The 14,701-nt window shown below is 61.2% G+C and carries 11 protein-coding genes; 4 read left to right on the top strand and 7 right to left on the bottom strand.

Annotated features, from left to right (window positions below; genetic code table 11):
* The 5 genes from PLL20_18945 to PLL20_18925 form a co-directional block, all read right to left on the bottom strand.
* On the bottom strand, positions 1–600 hold a 600-nt coding region (locus PLL20_18945; GenBank protein HPD32074.1), incomplete at its 3' end, for a hypothetical protein.
* 115 nt (positions 601–715) lie between these two features.
* Positions 716–1,474, bottom strand: coding sequence for a prepilin-type N-terminal cleavage/methylation domain-containing protein (locus PLL20_18940; GenBank protein HPD32073.1), 759 nt, complete (start codon positions 1,472–1,474; stop codon positions 716–718).
* 126 nt (positions 1,475–1,600) lie between these two features.
* Positions 1,601–2,047 (bottom strand): type II secretion system major pseudopilin GspG, encoded by a 447-nt coding sequence (gene gspG / locus PLL20_18935; protein ID HPD32072.1) that lies wholly within the window; start codon positions 2,045–2,047, stop codon positions 1,601–1,603.
* Positions 2,048–2,160: 113 nt separating this feature from the next.
* Positions 2,161–3,366 carry a type II secretion system F family protein gene (locus tag PLL20_18930; GenBank protein ID HPD32071.1) on the bottom strand — a complete coding sequence of 402 codons (1,206 nt, stop codon included), beginning with the start codon at positions 3,364–3,366 and terminating at the stop codon, positions 2,161–2,163.
* Positions 3,367–3,764: 398 nt separating this feature from the next.
* Entirely contained in the window at positions 3,765–4,997 is a 1,233-nt protein-coding gene (locus tag PLL20_18925) for an alpha/beta hydrolase family protein (protein HPD32070.1), read from the bottom strand.
* A gap of 186 nt (positions 4,998–5,183) precedes the next feature.
* Here PLL20_18925 and PLL20_18920 point away from each other — a divergent pair, with 186 nt between their 5' ends.
* A complete protein-coding gene (locus PLL20_18920; GenBank protein ID HPD32069.1) occupies positions 5,184–5,762 on the top strand; it encodes an aminodeoxychorismate/anthranilate synthase component II in 579 nt (192 codons plus the stop codon).
* A 204-nt stretch (positions 5,763–5,966) separates the two neighbouring features.
* On the opposite strand, the gene PLL20_18915 is transcribed toward PLL20_18920, so the two are convergent.
* Positions 5,967–8,693 carry a CARDB domain-containing protein gene (locus tag PLL20_18915; GenBank protein HPD32068.1) on the bottom strand — a complete coding sequence of 909 codons (2,727 nt, stop codon included), beginning with the start codon at positions 8,691–8,693 and terminating at the stop codon, positions 5,967–5,969.
* A gap of 316 nt (positions 8,694–9,009) precedes the next feature.
* On the opposite strand from PLL20_18915, the gene PLL20_18910 reads away from it, so the two are divergent.
* Entirely contained in the window at positions 9,010–10,221 is a 1,212-nt protein-coding gene (locus tag PLL20_18910; protein ID HPD32067.1) for a thrombospondin type 3 repeat-containing protein, read from the top strand.
* 67 nt (positions 10,222–10,288) lie between these two features.
* Here the strand turns inward: PLL20_18910 and PLL20_18905 are convergent, their stop codons facing one another.
* Positions 10,289–11,629: a family 10 glycosylhydrolase gene (locus PLL20_18905; GenBank protein HPD32066.1), complete on the bottom strand. Its 1,341-nt coding sequence runs from the start codon at positions 11,627–11,629 to the stop codon at positions 10,289–10,291.
* Positions 11,630–11,781: 152 nt separating this feature from the next.
* Between PLL20_18905 and PLL20_18900 the strand changes: the two genes are divergently transcribed.
* Together PLL20_18900 and PLL20_18895 are read left to right on the top strand one after the other, a co-directional pair.
* A complete protein-coding gene (locus PLL20_18900) occupies positions 11,782–12,921 on the top strand; it encodes a VCBS repeat-containing protein (GenBank protein HPD32065.1) in 1,140 nt (379 codons plus the stop codon).
* A gap of 589 nt (positions 12,922–13,510) precedes the next feature.
* Positions 13,511–14,656, top strand: a complete 1,146-nt coding sequence (locus PLL20_18895) for an RHS repeat-associated core domain-containing protein (GenBank protein ID HPD32064.1) — start codon at positions 13,511–13,513, stop codon at positions 14,654–14,656.
* Positions 14,657–14,701 lie beyond the last annotated feature (45 nt).

The following is a 14,701-nucleotide window of genomic DNA, read 5'->3' as shown; positions in this document are numbered from 1 at the left end:
ACCCATCGGATCGAGGCCCTCAAGATCGGCCAGCAGTGCGTCCATGGCCTCCTGGGTCAACCCGTAGTCCCGCTCCAGGTTGATGTCCGCGGGCTCCGGGAACAACCGATACGCCGTTCGCACGATCACGGTGTCGGGATCCTCGATGTCGATTTCCATCATCGGGTCGTTGATCTGTGCCTCCACGGCGTTTTCACAATAACCGATTTCGATCTTCGCCATGTAGAAGCCTTCGATCTCGGTCGGTTCGATTTCGATGCGCCAGGTGAAGCCCGGGTAGATGATGCCAAAATCACCTTTGACCTCGCGCTCGAGCATGTCCGGCTGGATAACACCAGCCTCGACCTCAGAAAGCTTGCTGTCCACCAGCATCATCGCCTGGGTATAGAGCCGATTGGTTTTGGCGATTTTCAGGCCGGTGTCGATCTGCAAACCGACGACGGCCAGACCGAACACCAACAGGCCCAGCGCAACGACGACCTCCAGCAACATCACGCCGCGCCGACCACACCGAGCCCGGCGAATCGCGCCGGCAACGCCGGGCGGCACCGGCAACTCGACCGGCACGGCCGGGCAACTCCGGAACGCTACGCGCTGCATGGCAGACTCTCCTGATTCGCCACCGGTCGTTCTCAATTTCCCAATCGGCCCCATCGCCCCAATCCCCCGATACCCTTTCGCCCGACAAACCGCCGGCGAGAACCCGCCCTGGCCGTCATCGCGATCCCACGGCCCTCGTCCGCCGAATGTCCAGGATGTTCGCCTCCGTAATCACTTCCGGGCTGACGAAGTCGACATGCATGATCGGCTCGGCCTTATACTCATGCATGATCTCGACCTCGTCGTTCAACATCGCCCGCTGCATCCACACCTGGCCGGTACGACCGTCGACAATCAGATACAGGATTCGCGTGAAGTGGTGCGGCTCAAGTTCCGTGTCGAACGGCAGATCCGTCAGGATAAAGGTCACCCATTCCGTCGTACCATCGGGAAACAGGGTGAGCGGCACGAACTGAGTCTTGTCCTCCGGCATGCCCGGATCGGCAATCGGCCAACGGGTGTTGATGGCATAGCTGGGTTTGCCGGGCAGCACCGAAACGCATCGCGTGCCGGCCTGCAAAATAGGCTGGTTCTTCCAGTCGGCGTCGAACCCGCCGTACGCTTCCGGGCTGCCCTGCGGATCGATCTGCCGAACCACCTCGGGTTGAAGCGTCTCGAAGGGAACGTCCACTTCCGTCTCTGCATTCGGATCGTTGGGATCAGGGGTACCGGGGAAGGAGATGCGGTAACGAATGCCCTCCTGCATCGCTCTGGCGTGGGCCATCTCGATCAGAGCCCGCAGTCGCTCCGCCGACTCGGTCAAAGACCGGTGTCGGCGATCGGACTCAAAGCTGGGATAGACCAAGGCCATCAGCAGGCCCATGAGGGCAATCACGAGCAGGACTTCCAGCAATGTAAACGCTCGAAGACGCATCGTGACCTTCCATTTCCGCCGCGGCTGACGGCCGGCAACGCTCCGGCGACCCCGACCCGTCACAAAGCCAACCCGTGTGATCCCCTCGCGGCGAAGCACACGGGTCACGGCTGGACAAGCGATCTGCTACTTGTCCTTCGTCCAGTTGCAGATGTCGTCGTCGGTGCCATCTTCACCGTCCGGCCCCAGGCTCCAGATGTCGTAGCTGCCCTCGTTGGCCTTGGCTTCGTCGTTTCCAAGGTACTGGAACTCGTGACCCCAGGCATCCTTGAGTTTGTCGAGGCTGTCAATGTAAGGACCCTTCCATTTCTCCGCCTCAGCATCGTCTTCGGGCTTGTCCCTGAGTTCGGCGAGTTCCTTCGGAAAGCGTCCCATGTGCAGATTGAACAACTGCATCACGCTGGCCAGACTGTCCATATTGGCCTTCGTCGTCTTGATGTACGCGTCCCTCTGCGTGCCGATCAGGCTGGGCACCACGAAGGCCGCCAGCAATGCCAGAATGCCCACCACCACCAGAATCTCGAGCAGCGTAAACCCGCGACGACGATTCCGAACTCTCTTGACCTGTAGCATTTGTCAACTCCTTACATGAGCCGGCCCGGCCTTCGATCCGGACTACTTCTCCTGTTTTCTCACTTGTCCAACGTCACCGGGCACACTTGCACGCCCGGACAATCTCGTACCTGTCACCCCAGGCCCGCCGAACCCATGCGAAGGATCGGCACCAACAGGGCGATCGCAATGACCAATACCATGGCCGCCATAACCATGAGCAGCAGCGGTTCAAGCAAACGCACGCCGAAATCCACCAGCCGGCTGGTGCGGGCCTCGTTCGAATCGGCGATCTGCACCAGCACGGCGTCGAGATTGTTGCTCTCCTCGGCCACCGCAATCATGTCCACAATGTCGGCCGGAAAGAGTCCGCTTCGCCCCAACCGTGCGGCCAGCGACTCCCCCCGCTGAACGTTCTCAGCCGCCTGGTCGATGGCCTCGGCCAGGATGCGATTCCCGGCCGAGTCCTTGGAAATCTTCAGCGCCTGCAGAATCGTGACACCGTTGCCCAGCAGCGTTCCCAGGATGCGGCAGAACCGGCAGATGGCCACCATGGTCAGTATTCGCCCCAGAACCGGGACGCGCAGCTTCCAGCGGTCCAGGAGACGCCGGGCCTCTTCTCGACGCGTCAGCCCGACTGCCAGAACCACGAGTGCGACAACAACACCGAGAATCACCCAGCCATGATTGGCGACGAAATCGCCCACCGCGAACAACACGGTCGTCAACCATGGAACCTGCTGGCGCTCGAGCAGCGGCTTGATCTTCGGCACGACGAACCCCATCAGGAACGTCACCACGGAGACGCCGGCCAGCATCAACACGCACGGGTAGATCATCGCCCCGATAACCTTGTTGCGAAGCTCGTCCTGCCGCTCGGTAAAAACCGCGATGCGCGCTAAGACATCCTCAAGGAAACCGCCCTGTTCGCCGGCGTGTACCATGGAGACTGCCAAGTGAGTAAACGCGTTGGGGTGCTTGCTCATTGCCTCGGCCAGCGATTCACCACTCGAGACGTCGGTGTGTACCTCTTTCAGGATCTCGGCCAGCAGCGGGTTGGCCCCCTGACGCGACAATACGTCGAGCGCCCGGAGAACCGGCACGCCTGCCCTGAGGAGGTCGGATAGCTGGCTATAGAAAGTGGTCAAGACTCGAAGCCTGACCTTCTTCCTGCGACCGGTTATGGTAGCACGGGCCGCGGTTCCGCCTTCGGCGACTTTGATGGGAAACAGAGACCGCTCGTCCAGCATGCGCATTGCCGCCTGCTGGCTTTCGGCCGTCAATACGCCCGTGACGGTCTGGCCACCCGTAGTCTTCGCCTTGTACGTGAACGTCCCCATACCGATCCGCTCAAAGCCTGCCCCCCGAAGAGAGGCCTGCACCCCCGCCGCGCCCAACCTGCCCGCTCAAATAGTTATCGGGCTACGAGCACATTCTCGCCCCGCTGACCTTGGCAAATCAGGCCTTTCTTCCTGCTCGCCCGCCGAAATCCACCGGTTGGGACGACAAACTATAAAGACCTGCTGACCAACGTTAGCCTAAGAGCCACAAACACTTATGTCAAACAAACCACCGCTGGCAAACACCGGTACGACCTCCATGCACCCAAACCTGGCGGCAGTCAGCCTCTTATACGCACGGCAGGATCACGCGCCGCAAACCGCAGCCCTATCCCCGGAAGGTAGGCCGGTCTGCGACGTGGATCATAACTATTTGTATTACAATGGCTTATAATCCGTTATTCTGACTGTTTGAGGTGCCTGGCGAAGAAGTCCCATGTTTTGGCCCCGCTGAATTCGTGAGGACCGTCGAAAACATCTGTTTCCAGGGCCTCTGGCGCCCCGGCGACCCGGTAGCACCTTTGGAGCTTGCGGAGAGCTTCCTCGGTCGCCGCGATGGGGAAAATCGGGTCCTTTCGTCCGGCCTCGATCAACAGGGGCTTGGGCGCAATCAGGCAGGCTAGGTCATCGTTGTTGGCCTGCAGCCCGATACCCGGAACGTAGTTGTCGATGCAATGGTGAATTGACAGGATGCATGTCTCGTAACGATTGAGGTAACCGCTCACGCACGCGGCCCTGATCCGGTCGTCCAAGGCCGCGGTGAACTGCGTCACCAGCCCCCCGCCACTGATGCCCACCATGCCGATCCGCTTCGGGTCAACCTCGGGACGGCTCTGCAAGAAGTCGATCATGCGCATGGCGTCCCACACACGAATGCCGGTCATGCTCAACCCCCAGTGCAGGGCGTTCTTGCTCGGCTGCTCGCAGTGGTTCCACATGTTCTGTTGTTTATGGAAATCAATGTCGCGGCGCCTGCCGAAACCCATCTGGTCGAAGACGAGGGTAACGAAACCGGCTCTGACCGCCTGGATGGCGAAATCGTGCTGATAGCCCTCTTTGTACTGGCGCGGCTCGCCCTTCTCGGTGAGCGCGACCAGTTCGTTCATGCCGATGCCGTGGCCGTGGCTGCAAAGGATGGCAGCACGCGGCTCCTTGAGACCGTCGGGAACCAGAAGGAATGCGGGGACGTACAAGCCCTTGCCCGTCTCAATGGTGAACGCCATGCGCTTGTAGCCGTCACACTGAGCTACCGGGCCGGCGGTCACCCGCAGCTTGCGCGGCTCGGTCGCCGGCTTGCCCGAATCGTCCATTCCCGGCAAACCGATGGTGTCCGACAGCCGCTTGCGAAGCTCACGCCGCCATCGCCTCCATTCGGCGGCGTCTTTGGCGGCGAACGCCAATTGCGGCGGGTGGTCTTTCCCGTATTGTTCGAGGTAACGCAGCGGCTCGAGTCGCGGGTCGTTGGCCCGCTCGGCCGACATCGAGAACTCCATCTTGGCCACAGTCGCCTCCTTCGTTGTACCCGTCACCCGCGGACCTGAGGTCTTGCCGCCGCAGCCGGCCATCAGCAACCCGACAACCGCCACCCACAGAATCGCTGGACCACTGATACCCGCAGTCGTTGTGCGCATTCTCGGACTCTCCTGATAACCCGGCAGGTTGATCCTGCCGGTCTTTCCGGATTCGATCAATAGCGAAGGGACAAGCCCCTCGGCTCGTCAAGCATCGCGGTCAAAGACCGGTCCTGCAACGATGGCACCAGTGTAGCCGGCAAGACCGCGTTGACAATGCTCGCCCCGACACCTACGCTGAATAGCATGATCGTGCTGATCGACAACTACGACTCGTTCACCTACAACCTCGTGCAGCGGATCGGAGAACTCGACCGCACGCGCGAGATGAAAGTCTACCGCAACGATAAGGTCACGCTCGACCGGATCGAAGCCGACAGACCCGACCACATCATCATTTCGCCCGGCCCCTGCACTCCAAAGGAAGCGGGCATCAGCGTGGACGTGGTCAAACACTTCGCCGGAAAGGTGCCGATCCTCGGCGTGTGCCTCGGCCACCAGTCGATCGGATACGCCTTCGGCGGCGAGATCGTCCGCGCCAAGCGGCTCATGCACGGCAAAACCAGCGAGATCCAACACGACGGCAAGGGCTTGTTCGTCGGCTTGAGCAATCCGTTCACTGCAACACGGTACCACTCGCTGGTCATCAAACCCGACACTCTGCATTCGGATTTCGTGGTCACCGCCCGCACGACCGACGCGCCGGACGACGAAATCATGGGCATACGCCACAAGTCCATGCCCATCGAGGGCGTCCAGTTCCATCCGGAGAGCTTCCTGACCCTCGAAGGCCACAAGCTCCTGGACAACTTCCTGCGAATGTAGGACCTTCCGAGCCCCATGCACGGATCTTGCCGGGGAGCCGCCTCGCATGCAAATGACGAAATGACGAATGTCGAAATCCGAATGACGAAGCCAAGTTCTCAGTCATCAGTGATCCGTTCTCAGTTTCAACCTTGGCCAATGACTGACCACTGACAACTGATCACTGACCACTTCTTTCTGTCTTCTTCCGTCATTCGGTTCTCATCACTCCGGTTTTGCGCGAAAGTAGAGATCTCCAAATAACTCTGGCGTATGGTGGCCGCGTAGCCTGCCGAGGGGCGAAAAGTGTGATCTCTCGGCGATCTTCGCCTCCGGGTGCTCCGGATCACGAAAGGTCGTGGTGAAACGCATGGCGTTCATCCGCCAGCGGTCACCGGCCTTGGGGGGCGGCACATCGAATTCGCTGAAGGGAAATCGTACCTCTGCCGACCAGTCCTTCCCGCCCTTGTGGACTTTCACCTCCCACGCGGCCTTCTTCGCGAACTGGTTGCGCGAAAGCGTCTGAAACACGTGCGGCACGGTGTCGAAACAAAACTGCCAGTATCGCCACACCTGCGCTCCAGGGTCGAGGAAAATCTCGAAACCGTCTTTGTAGTAGATGTCCTCCATGCGCCGCAGGTCGGTGTCGAGCCACTGCATGTCGGGCTCCTCGCACCGCAGCGCCAGATACAGAGCCTGGTCGTCATAGGCCACGCGCATCCAGGTTCGCTTCTTGAGCGGCTTGTCGGCGTGCGGGATGAACGCGAACTCCACAACATCCCGCCATTCCCGCTCATCGATCACGCCGTCCAGCCGGATTCCGGTGCGAAACGGCACGTCATAACGGCTCAGGTTGTCGGCCTTCACGTCCGCCAGGCTTGGACGAGTGGCAGGCGCGTGAGCCACATACTCCTTCGGCCGTTGAGATGTGGCCAGATCGGCAAGTGCCGCCCAGGCCTCGTTGTTCCCCTCGTAAAGCTCGTCAATCGCGTCCTCCGGGTCGAGGCAGACTCCGATCGTTGATACACCCTCGGCCACAATCCACGGCACCTTCACGTCGGCGAAACTCGGAACGAGTCGCTGCGGCGCGTCGATTCGATCGAGCAAGGCTTCACCAAGCAAAGCCTCCTCGCTGCCGCCGCGTCCAAGGAGTCGCACCTTCACCTTCTCCGCCGGCCGGCTGCCAATGTTGTGCACGCGGATCGTAAACGTGATCGATTCGCCCGGGCCGGGCTTGCTCCGGGAGACCATGATGTCCCAGGCGTCGAGGCCCAGGTCCGGCCGCGGGCCCCACGCCGGCACCGGTCCGCTATCTGATCTACGAACCAGCTCCAGCAGCGTGGTGACATCGTTCGGCAAGGCAAACCGCAGCCTCGTGCCCCGTTCCACTGCTACCGACTGAATCGTGGTCACCGCGTCGAATTCGCCGTCTTCATCACCATCCGGGCCGAGTCTCAGGTTGTAGATGCCATCGTCGAGCGTGAATACCTGCATGCCGATCTGCCGGCCGTCTTCACCCAGATTGCACAACGCCACCCGCAGGCGCTGCGGCGCATCCTCCAGCACGAAGACGGCCGTCTCATAGCCGGTATCCTTCCAGACCACGGAAGGAGGCGGGAAGTCCACCCAGGGCCAGTTGACGCTGTTGGCCAGGTGCCCGCCGTCGTGGAAGCACCGCTGGCCGAAGGTCATCGTTCCGTACTGCTTCTGCCACCAGGCGGCGGCGTAATTGGCCAGCGAGTCCGCATACGGCAACTTGGGCACCACTTCCGTGAAATACTTGTCGCGAAAGCTCACTGCCCGCCGCCAGCCCTCATCAACAATCCGCCGGTCGATCCGCGAAAAAGGCCCGCGTTCAATCCTTTCGCCAAGCAAGCTGCTGAAGGCGCCGTCAAACTGCGTATCGCCGGTCAGATAGTAATACCAACAACCCAGGTGCCCCAAAGCGATATCGCGAGCCCACCGCGTGCTTTCGTTGCCCTCACGCCAACCCGGCGGAAACCGGTACTGAGCAGGCAGGCGATCGGGCGGGAACGGCCCGTCTTGCTTCACCGCCGGCCGGGCATAGGTTGAAAAGAACCGAAGCATCTCCCGTATCGGACGAACATAGCGATCTTCGCCGGTGACCGCGTAGGCGATTGCCAGCACCTCATGCATGCGGGTCTGATACCACAGACTGCTGAACTCGTGTGCCCCGGCCCCCCACCAGTTCTGGGTGTGTCCGCCCGGCTCGCCCGTCGGGAATGCGACCTGCCCGGGCATGATGCCCGGCGGCTTGCCGTGGACCTCTTCCATGGCGTGTTTCGCCCAGGCGTCAGCCCACTCGAGGTAATACTTCAGCAAATGCGGGTCCCGGTTGTAGAGTACGAGTTGCATCATCGGGATCCACGCCCGGGCGTTGATGGGGGAATCTTCGTCGTAGAACGGCCATTCATACAGTTGCTGCGAGCCGAAGTACGTCGAGCGCATGTGCCGGTCGCCTCGCGGCGTGTGGGCCGTCCAGTACTCAACGTTGCTGGCCGTGACCATGAGGCGCTCGATAAGCTTGGGGCTGCCGAACTCCTGGTACAGCAGAATGGGTGTGCCGTAAGAGGTGGGTTCAGGACCGTGCTCGGCATCGGTGGCAAGCCACACGTAGCCGTTCTGGATGTTCACGTTATACCAGACATTCTCGATCATCCGCTCAAGGGCGGTCTGGATACGCCGGTCGTCGGCGGCCATCATGACACCCGGCCAACCGACCACCATCTCCTCATCCTCGCCCCAACCGAAGCCGAAGCTGCCGTTGGGCTTCTGGCGATCAATCCAGTAATAGATGATGTCCCGCCAGGCCTTGAGTCCGTCGGTATAACGGACGGCCCACTCAGGAGGAGCAATGGGTTCTCCGGCTGCCGCGCTCGTGATCAGAGCCAATAGGAGCAATTGGAACGATTTCAGCAATGAGCATTTCATCGGGCACCTCGTGACGTGGGTCGGGCCACACCCCTGGCCGGCCGCAAGACCACCAAGACCCGACTCAAGATAATCGAGATCGTGCCTCAGCACGAGCAAGACCCGAACCAGGACCTAAGGCGGACCGCCTTTTTCCGGGCCGCAACCCAAGCGCACCGCGATCCGGAAACATGCGCGCAAAATGCACACCAGTCGCGACGGAACGGACTAAACAGTGCGGCTTTGTTTCCTGCACGCTGAGCAAATCAGATGAGAGATTGGACACAGCTGGACCGTATGCCGTACACTGGCGGCATCGTGTCCTGGAAAGACACCTGTGAAGCGATTCGAGACAACCGCATTCAAGGGGGGCATCATCACAATGCTGCGTGCAAGAATCTGGAGTGTTTTGTCGCTTATCGTCCTGAGTTTTCTGGTCCTGGGTCAAACGGGGCCGTGTGGGTCCGGACCCGTCGCCACGGGAGATCGCGATCATGACGGTATCGAGGACGCGGCCGACAATTGCCCTGACGACGCCAACACCGACCAACTCGACGCCGATGACGATGGCGTCGGGGACGCGTGTGAAGACTCGTCGGGCAGTGGCGGCGGGGACGGAGGAACGGATCCGTGGCTGGACAACGGCACCAAGGTCTATCCCGAAAACAAGCGGCGATGCGGAGTGTGGTCGGGCACCATCGCCATGGAAACGCACCGTATCCGTGAGTGGGAATGGACTTGCCCCGAGGCATACTATAGTTGCTACAAGGTTCACAGCGGCAAACAGGATGAGCGGACCGTCGTCAATGCCACCGTCCTGCTGCGGGATGAGGCGCTTTGGCACTGGTACCCGGTGTTCGAGGCCTCCGGGAACCTGACCTACGACGAGGTAAACACTGACCATGTCGAGGCCTTCCCGTCCAAGTGCCTGCTCCTCCAGGACGAGATCGAGGAACTGCACGATTCCTGGGCCATTGACCATCCCCAGATCGAAATCCACGCGTCCGGATGGCCGGAGGGATTCTACCCTGAATACTACTACGATTTCGACGCCGAGACCCTGACCTTCTACCCGTGGCGCGAGCGCGACGTTGACGTCACGGTCACGCTCATCATCAACCCTCCGAACGACGGGCAGCAGGTACACCTGACCACCAAGTATACGGGCGAATATCAGTGTTCCGGCAACGGCATCCCGGAAGACCAGGATGACCTTGTGCCCCATCCCGGGAATACCTTCCTTGAATTGGAGGGAACCTACCACTGGGACCCGAACGGGAACGACCGACTGGACATCATTCTGTCGGACGACGCACCCAAGATCTTCGACTGCACCAAGTGCTGCTCCGCCGGTTCGTGCGCCGACTCCCAGAGCACGATTACCTCCTACGAGATCCACTTGACGCGTTTCCCTGAGGGCGACCGCGACAACGACGACGTCTGCGACAGCATCGACAACTGCCCGGACACGCCGAACTGGGACCAGCTTGACTCCACCGGCGATGGCGTCGGCGATGAGTGCGATCCCCTGGCGCCACTGGTTCCCTGAGTCGCAACGCCCCGACCGGAAAGAGGGCGGCCTGCGAGCTTTTCCCTCAGCCCCCGGCAAGAGATTCTCACGGCACTTGAGGTACGGCCCTGCCGGGGGTGGGCGGCGAAGCCCGCCGCGGGAGACTCTGCATGGCCGCATTCTTCATCTCCAGCAACGTCGGCTTGAGCGTCGCAAGCCGCTGCCGGCTCGTGGGCCATCCGCTGAACAGGTAAGGCGAGGAGAAGAACGCGAAACCGCCGCCCCACTGTCGGGCCATTTTCAGTTGCTCCAACGAGGTGACATCGGATCCGTGCATGTAGATCCCGATTCCCGCGGCCACCGGTCGGCCGCCGGCCTCGCGCTGCCAGGTCTCGTGCCTCGCACGAAAAGTCTTGTTGTTCGAGGTGTAATTCATCAGGAAGATGCCGTCCACATAGCCCGATCGCAGCCATAACGGTCCGTCCTGAAAGTAGTTGTTCCTGGCCGTGGGGAGGTCCGGTGGACATGCCGCAGTCAGGCGAATCTTCGGCCGCTCTTTTTTCACCATGCTGTGGATCTCCCACACCAGACGCGTCACCTGGTATGTCCGCCATTGCGACCAGGTCTTGCGGTTGCTCGACGGTTTGAGGCCGGTCGCCTGCCGATAAAGCTCCAGCGTGCGGGCATCGTAAGGATAGTCGCTGCCCCGGGGCGACCGATCCGTCGGAAAGCGAATGTAATCGAGATGCAAGCCGTCAACAGGATAGCGCGTCACGATTTCGCGACAGATGCCCACCAGGTAATTGCGCACCTCCGGAAGACAAGGATTCAAGCTCACGTACCAGCCGTTCAGCGGCTGCCGCTTGCCCTTCTGGTCATACAAGAACCACTCGGGGTGCGTATGGTAAAGGTGTTTGGGGTCGTCCGGAGGCTTGTCGCCGGCCCACGCAGGCATCATGTTGACCCATGCATGGATGGCCAGACCGCGGGTGTGGGCTTCGTGGCAAGCCACTGCCAACGGGTCAAAACCCGGTCCGCCGGGCGGAAACTCGTATGCGAACGGCTCGATGGCGGAGAAATAGTAAGCCGCGGCGTGGCCTCGCACCTGGAACAGTATGGTGTTCAGGCCCGCCTGCTTGGCCTCCTCCATCAGCGCGGCGATCTGGCGGGGTGACTTGTAGATGTCCCGCGGCACCCACACTCCCCTCGGAGGCCACGTGTCGACCAACGGCGGCACGACCGGCCGGGGCGGAGGTGCCGGCGTAACGCGAGACTGCGATTGTGGGCCGGGCCCGGCCTGCGCCCCAGGCTTGGCCTGCTGCTTCACCGGCTCGCCGGGCTTGGCGGGCTCCGGCAATTGCTCGCAGCCCGCGCTGACCATGAACCATGCCGCGAGCCAAAGACAGGCCTTCCCCAACATCACGTCGCTTACCCGAACATGCCGCATCGAACCGCCCTCGCTGAATGACCCTATCATAACGATGATCGCGCAGGCGAAAAGCCCGAAATCGCTTGCGCCGACCGAAAACAACTGTCATTGACTTTGCCGCCTTGTCCGGCTCAGATGGGTGAATCTCGTCTTCAGAAAGGAGCACAGTGATGTTGACCCGCCTGATGATCTGGGTTCCCGCCGCGGCCCTCCTGGCCGGCTGTGCGCAGCAGCGGGAGGTGACCTTCAGGATGCACACACTCAACGCCGAGTCCCGCTTCGAGGCCGCCGGGGTCTGCGATATGAACAACGATGGCAGGCTCGATATCATCAGCGGCGGCTTCTGGTACGAAGCCCCGACGTGGAAAAAGCATTTCATCCGCGACATCCCTGAGCAAGACAATTACTACTACGACTTCGCCAACATCCCGGTCGACGTGGATGGCGACGGTTGGATCGACCACGTCACCGTCGCTTGGCACAACAAGCAGATCTCATGGGTTCGACATCCGGGCAACAGCACCAATCCGTTCGAGGTGATCAAGATCGACGACCCCGGCCACTTCGAGACCGCTTTCGGTTTCGACGTCAATGGCGACGGGCAAACGGACATTGTACCCAACATCTTCGACGGCGAGCCCGGATGGTACGAGTTCAAGCCGGACCCGCGGATGCCCCACGGCGTCAACTGGATCAAACACCCGCTGCCCAATGATGCCACCGGTCCGGGCATCGGAGTCGGTGACATCAACGGCGACGGCCGCCACGACTTGGTTGGCGGCAAGGGCTGGGCCGAACAGCCGGCCGACCCCAAGGCCGAATGGGTCTGGCATGCCGAGTTCGACCTGGGGGACGCGAGTATCCCGATTCTCGTGCATGACATCGACGGAGACGGCGATCTCGATCTGATCTGGGGCATCGGACACGGTTACGGGTTATACTGGATGGAGCAAGGTCGTAACGCCCTCGGCCAGCGCATCTGGTCCAAACACGAGATCGACAAGAGCTGGTCGCAGGCCCACGCTCCGATCCTGGCCGACATCAACAACGACCGCCGGATGGAGCTGATCGCCGGCAAGCGCTACTACGCCCACAACGGCAAGGACCCCGGAGCCAATGATCCGAGAGTGATCTACTGGTACGACTTTGACATCGCCAGGAGACAGTGGAAGCGACACGTCATCGCCCAAGGCGGCCCCGCCGGTCTGGGCATCGCCCCCGCTGCGGCCGATATCGACGACGACGGCGACATCGACATCGTCGCCCCCGGAAAAAGCGGGCTGTACCTGTTCGAGAACCTGCTCAGGTAGGAAGGATCGAGGGTTCAGGTCGCCGTAAGCGACTCGCCGCGGCGAGGTTCACTGGGGCCGACGCCCTCGTCGGCCCTTGACGATTCAGAATTCGGTGCGCCGTGACGTGCTACCCCCTTCCCTCCAGCCTCATGCGGGGTTCTGTGTCCAATCCTGACATGGACAAGATAGCTTGAATAGCATTCTCAAGCGCACTCATTGCTGTTTGCGGCTGCGCGCCCACGGTTCTCATGGAAAGGGCGCCCGATCTTCCGGCCGATTGCCAGGGATGACGGTTCTATCTCTCGCCGCAAAGCTATCTTTGAGGATTCAGCGTGCCTAACCAGCGACGCTACCAAGAAAAGAAAACGTGTCAGGATGATTTTCTCAAGAAAAGAAAACGTGTCAGGATGATTCTCTCAAGATTCAGCCTGTAGCTGTTTACCCTCAACGGGGGCGGAACCTCGCATTTTCAGGGGTTCTGTGACGCCCGTGGCCCGGCGCAGGCCTGCCCGGGCGTGTCTTGTTCCCCCGCTTCTAGAGGTTTTCAGTAGGGTAAACAGTTTCTTCAGCCTGCGACCTTTCGCCCGTTGGCAACCGCGAGAGCTCGGTGGCTCGCGACGGCTTGCCCCACTCCTACAGTGGCACCAATCGGGTCAACGAGTACCTGCAGATCGGCTCGCAGACCCTCGATTACGATGCCGACGGCAACCTGTCGGTCGACGAGGAAGGGCGGCACTACGACTACGACGAATACAATCGGCTGGTCGAGGTCCGGGCCGCCGATGACACAACTGTTTTGGCCCACTTCACTTACGACGCCCTCGGCCGGCGGGTGGCCTCCAAGATCGGCCAGACCGAACGCCACTACTACTACGCCGGCCAGACGGTCATCGAGGAATACAACGTCAACAGTGCCGGCGTCGAGTCCCTGGCCCGCTACCACATCAACGGCGGCCAGTACATCGACGAGCGGGTGGTCAGCTATGACGTCAAATCCGACGGCTCGGCCGTTCCCACCTACTACCTGGCCGGCGACAACTTCTCGGTCATCGGCACCGGCAGCGCCGACGGCCAGATCATCCGCCCGCTGAACTACTCGCCCACCGGCCAGTTCTCCGGCAGCGGCATACGATCCTGCAATCTGGACCAGGATTCGACCAACGACGTCGACGCCCTCGATTTTGCCCTTCTGGAAGGCTGCTTCAGCGGCCCGGACGTGCCCGTCACGACCGGCCCAACCTGCCAGATCGGCGAGGCCGCCGACATCGACCGCGACGGCGACGTCGATGGGGCCGACTACATCATCTTCCAGACCTGCATGAGCGGCACCGACGTGCCCGCCAGCGCCGCCTGCCTCGGCCAGGGCGTGTCCCCAGAAGACTCCGGCATCGCCGCCATGCACGGCCTGACCGTCGACGTCCTCCCCGACGGCAAGGCCCTCCTCTACGCCCGCGCCCGCCACTATGACATGAAACACGGCCGCTGGCTCCAACGAGACCCCAAAGGCTACGTCGACGGCCCGAATCTCTACGAGGCCTTCGGGGGCAATGCGCTCCGCTTCCTCGACCCGTTTGGGCAGTCCGCCAACGTGCTCCCTATTGCTGACCCCTGCACTGCCTACAAGAATATCACGTGGCTTGTTGACCAATTCTGGAAAACAGTGAAGTCCTTGCCGTACTTCAATCAAGCTAATGAGGAGCGGCTGCAGAGGTTTGGCGACTCAATCGCGCATCTCAACCTGGACGATAAATAGGGACAGTCACCTATTTACGACGACGGGAACCTGACGCAGGATGGC

It is taken from the genome of Phycisphaerae bacterium, assembly GCA_035384605.1.
Lineage (GTDB): Bacteria > Planctomycetota > Phycisphaerae > UBA1845 > PWPN01 > JAUCQB01.
Note: the sequence above shows the minus strand (reverse complement) of the source record. Positions and strands in the feature narration are given on the sequence as shown.

Excerpts from the sequence above, each read along its gene's own strand:
- PLL20_18940 (HPD32073.1), bottom strand. The coding sequence starts at position 1,474 with ATGCGTCTTCGAGCGTTTACATTGCTGGAAGTCCTGCTCGTGATTGCC.
- gspG (HPD32072.1), bottom strand. The coding sequence starts at position 2,047 with ATGCTACAGGTCAAGAGAGTTCGGAATCGTCGTCGCGGGTTTACGCTG.
- PLL20_18930 (HPD32071.1), bottom strand. The coding sequence starts at position 3,366 with ATGGGGACGTTCACGTACAAGGCGAAGACTACGGGTGGCCAGACCGTC.
- PLL20_18925 (HPD32070.1), bottom strand. The coding sequence starts at position 4,997 with ATGCGCACAACGACTGCGGGTATCAGTGGTCCAGCGATTCTGTGGGTG.
- PLL20_18920 (HPD32069.1), top strand. The coding sequence starts at position 5,184 with ATGATCGTGCTGATCGACAACTACGACTCGTTCACCTACAACCTCGTG.
- PLL20_18915 (HPD32068.1), bottom strand. The coding sequence starts at position 8,693 with ATGAAATGCTCATTGCTGAAATCGTTCCAATTGCTCCTATTGGCTCTG.
- PLL20_18905 (HPD32066.1), bottom strand. The coding sequence starts at position 11,629 with ATGCGGCATGTTCGGGTAAGCGACGTGATGTTGGGGAAGGCCTGTCTT.
- PLL20_18900 (HPD32065.1), top strand. The coding sequence starts at position 11,782 with ATGTTGACCCGCCTGATGATCTGGGTTCCCGCCGCGGCCCTCCTGGCC.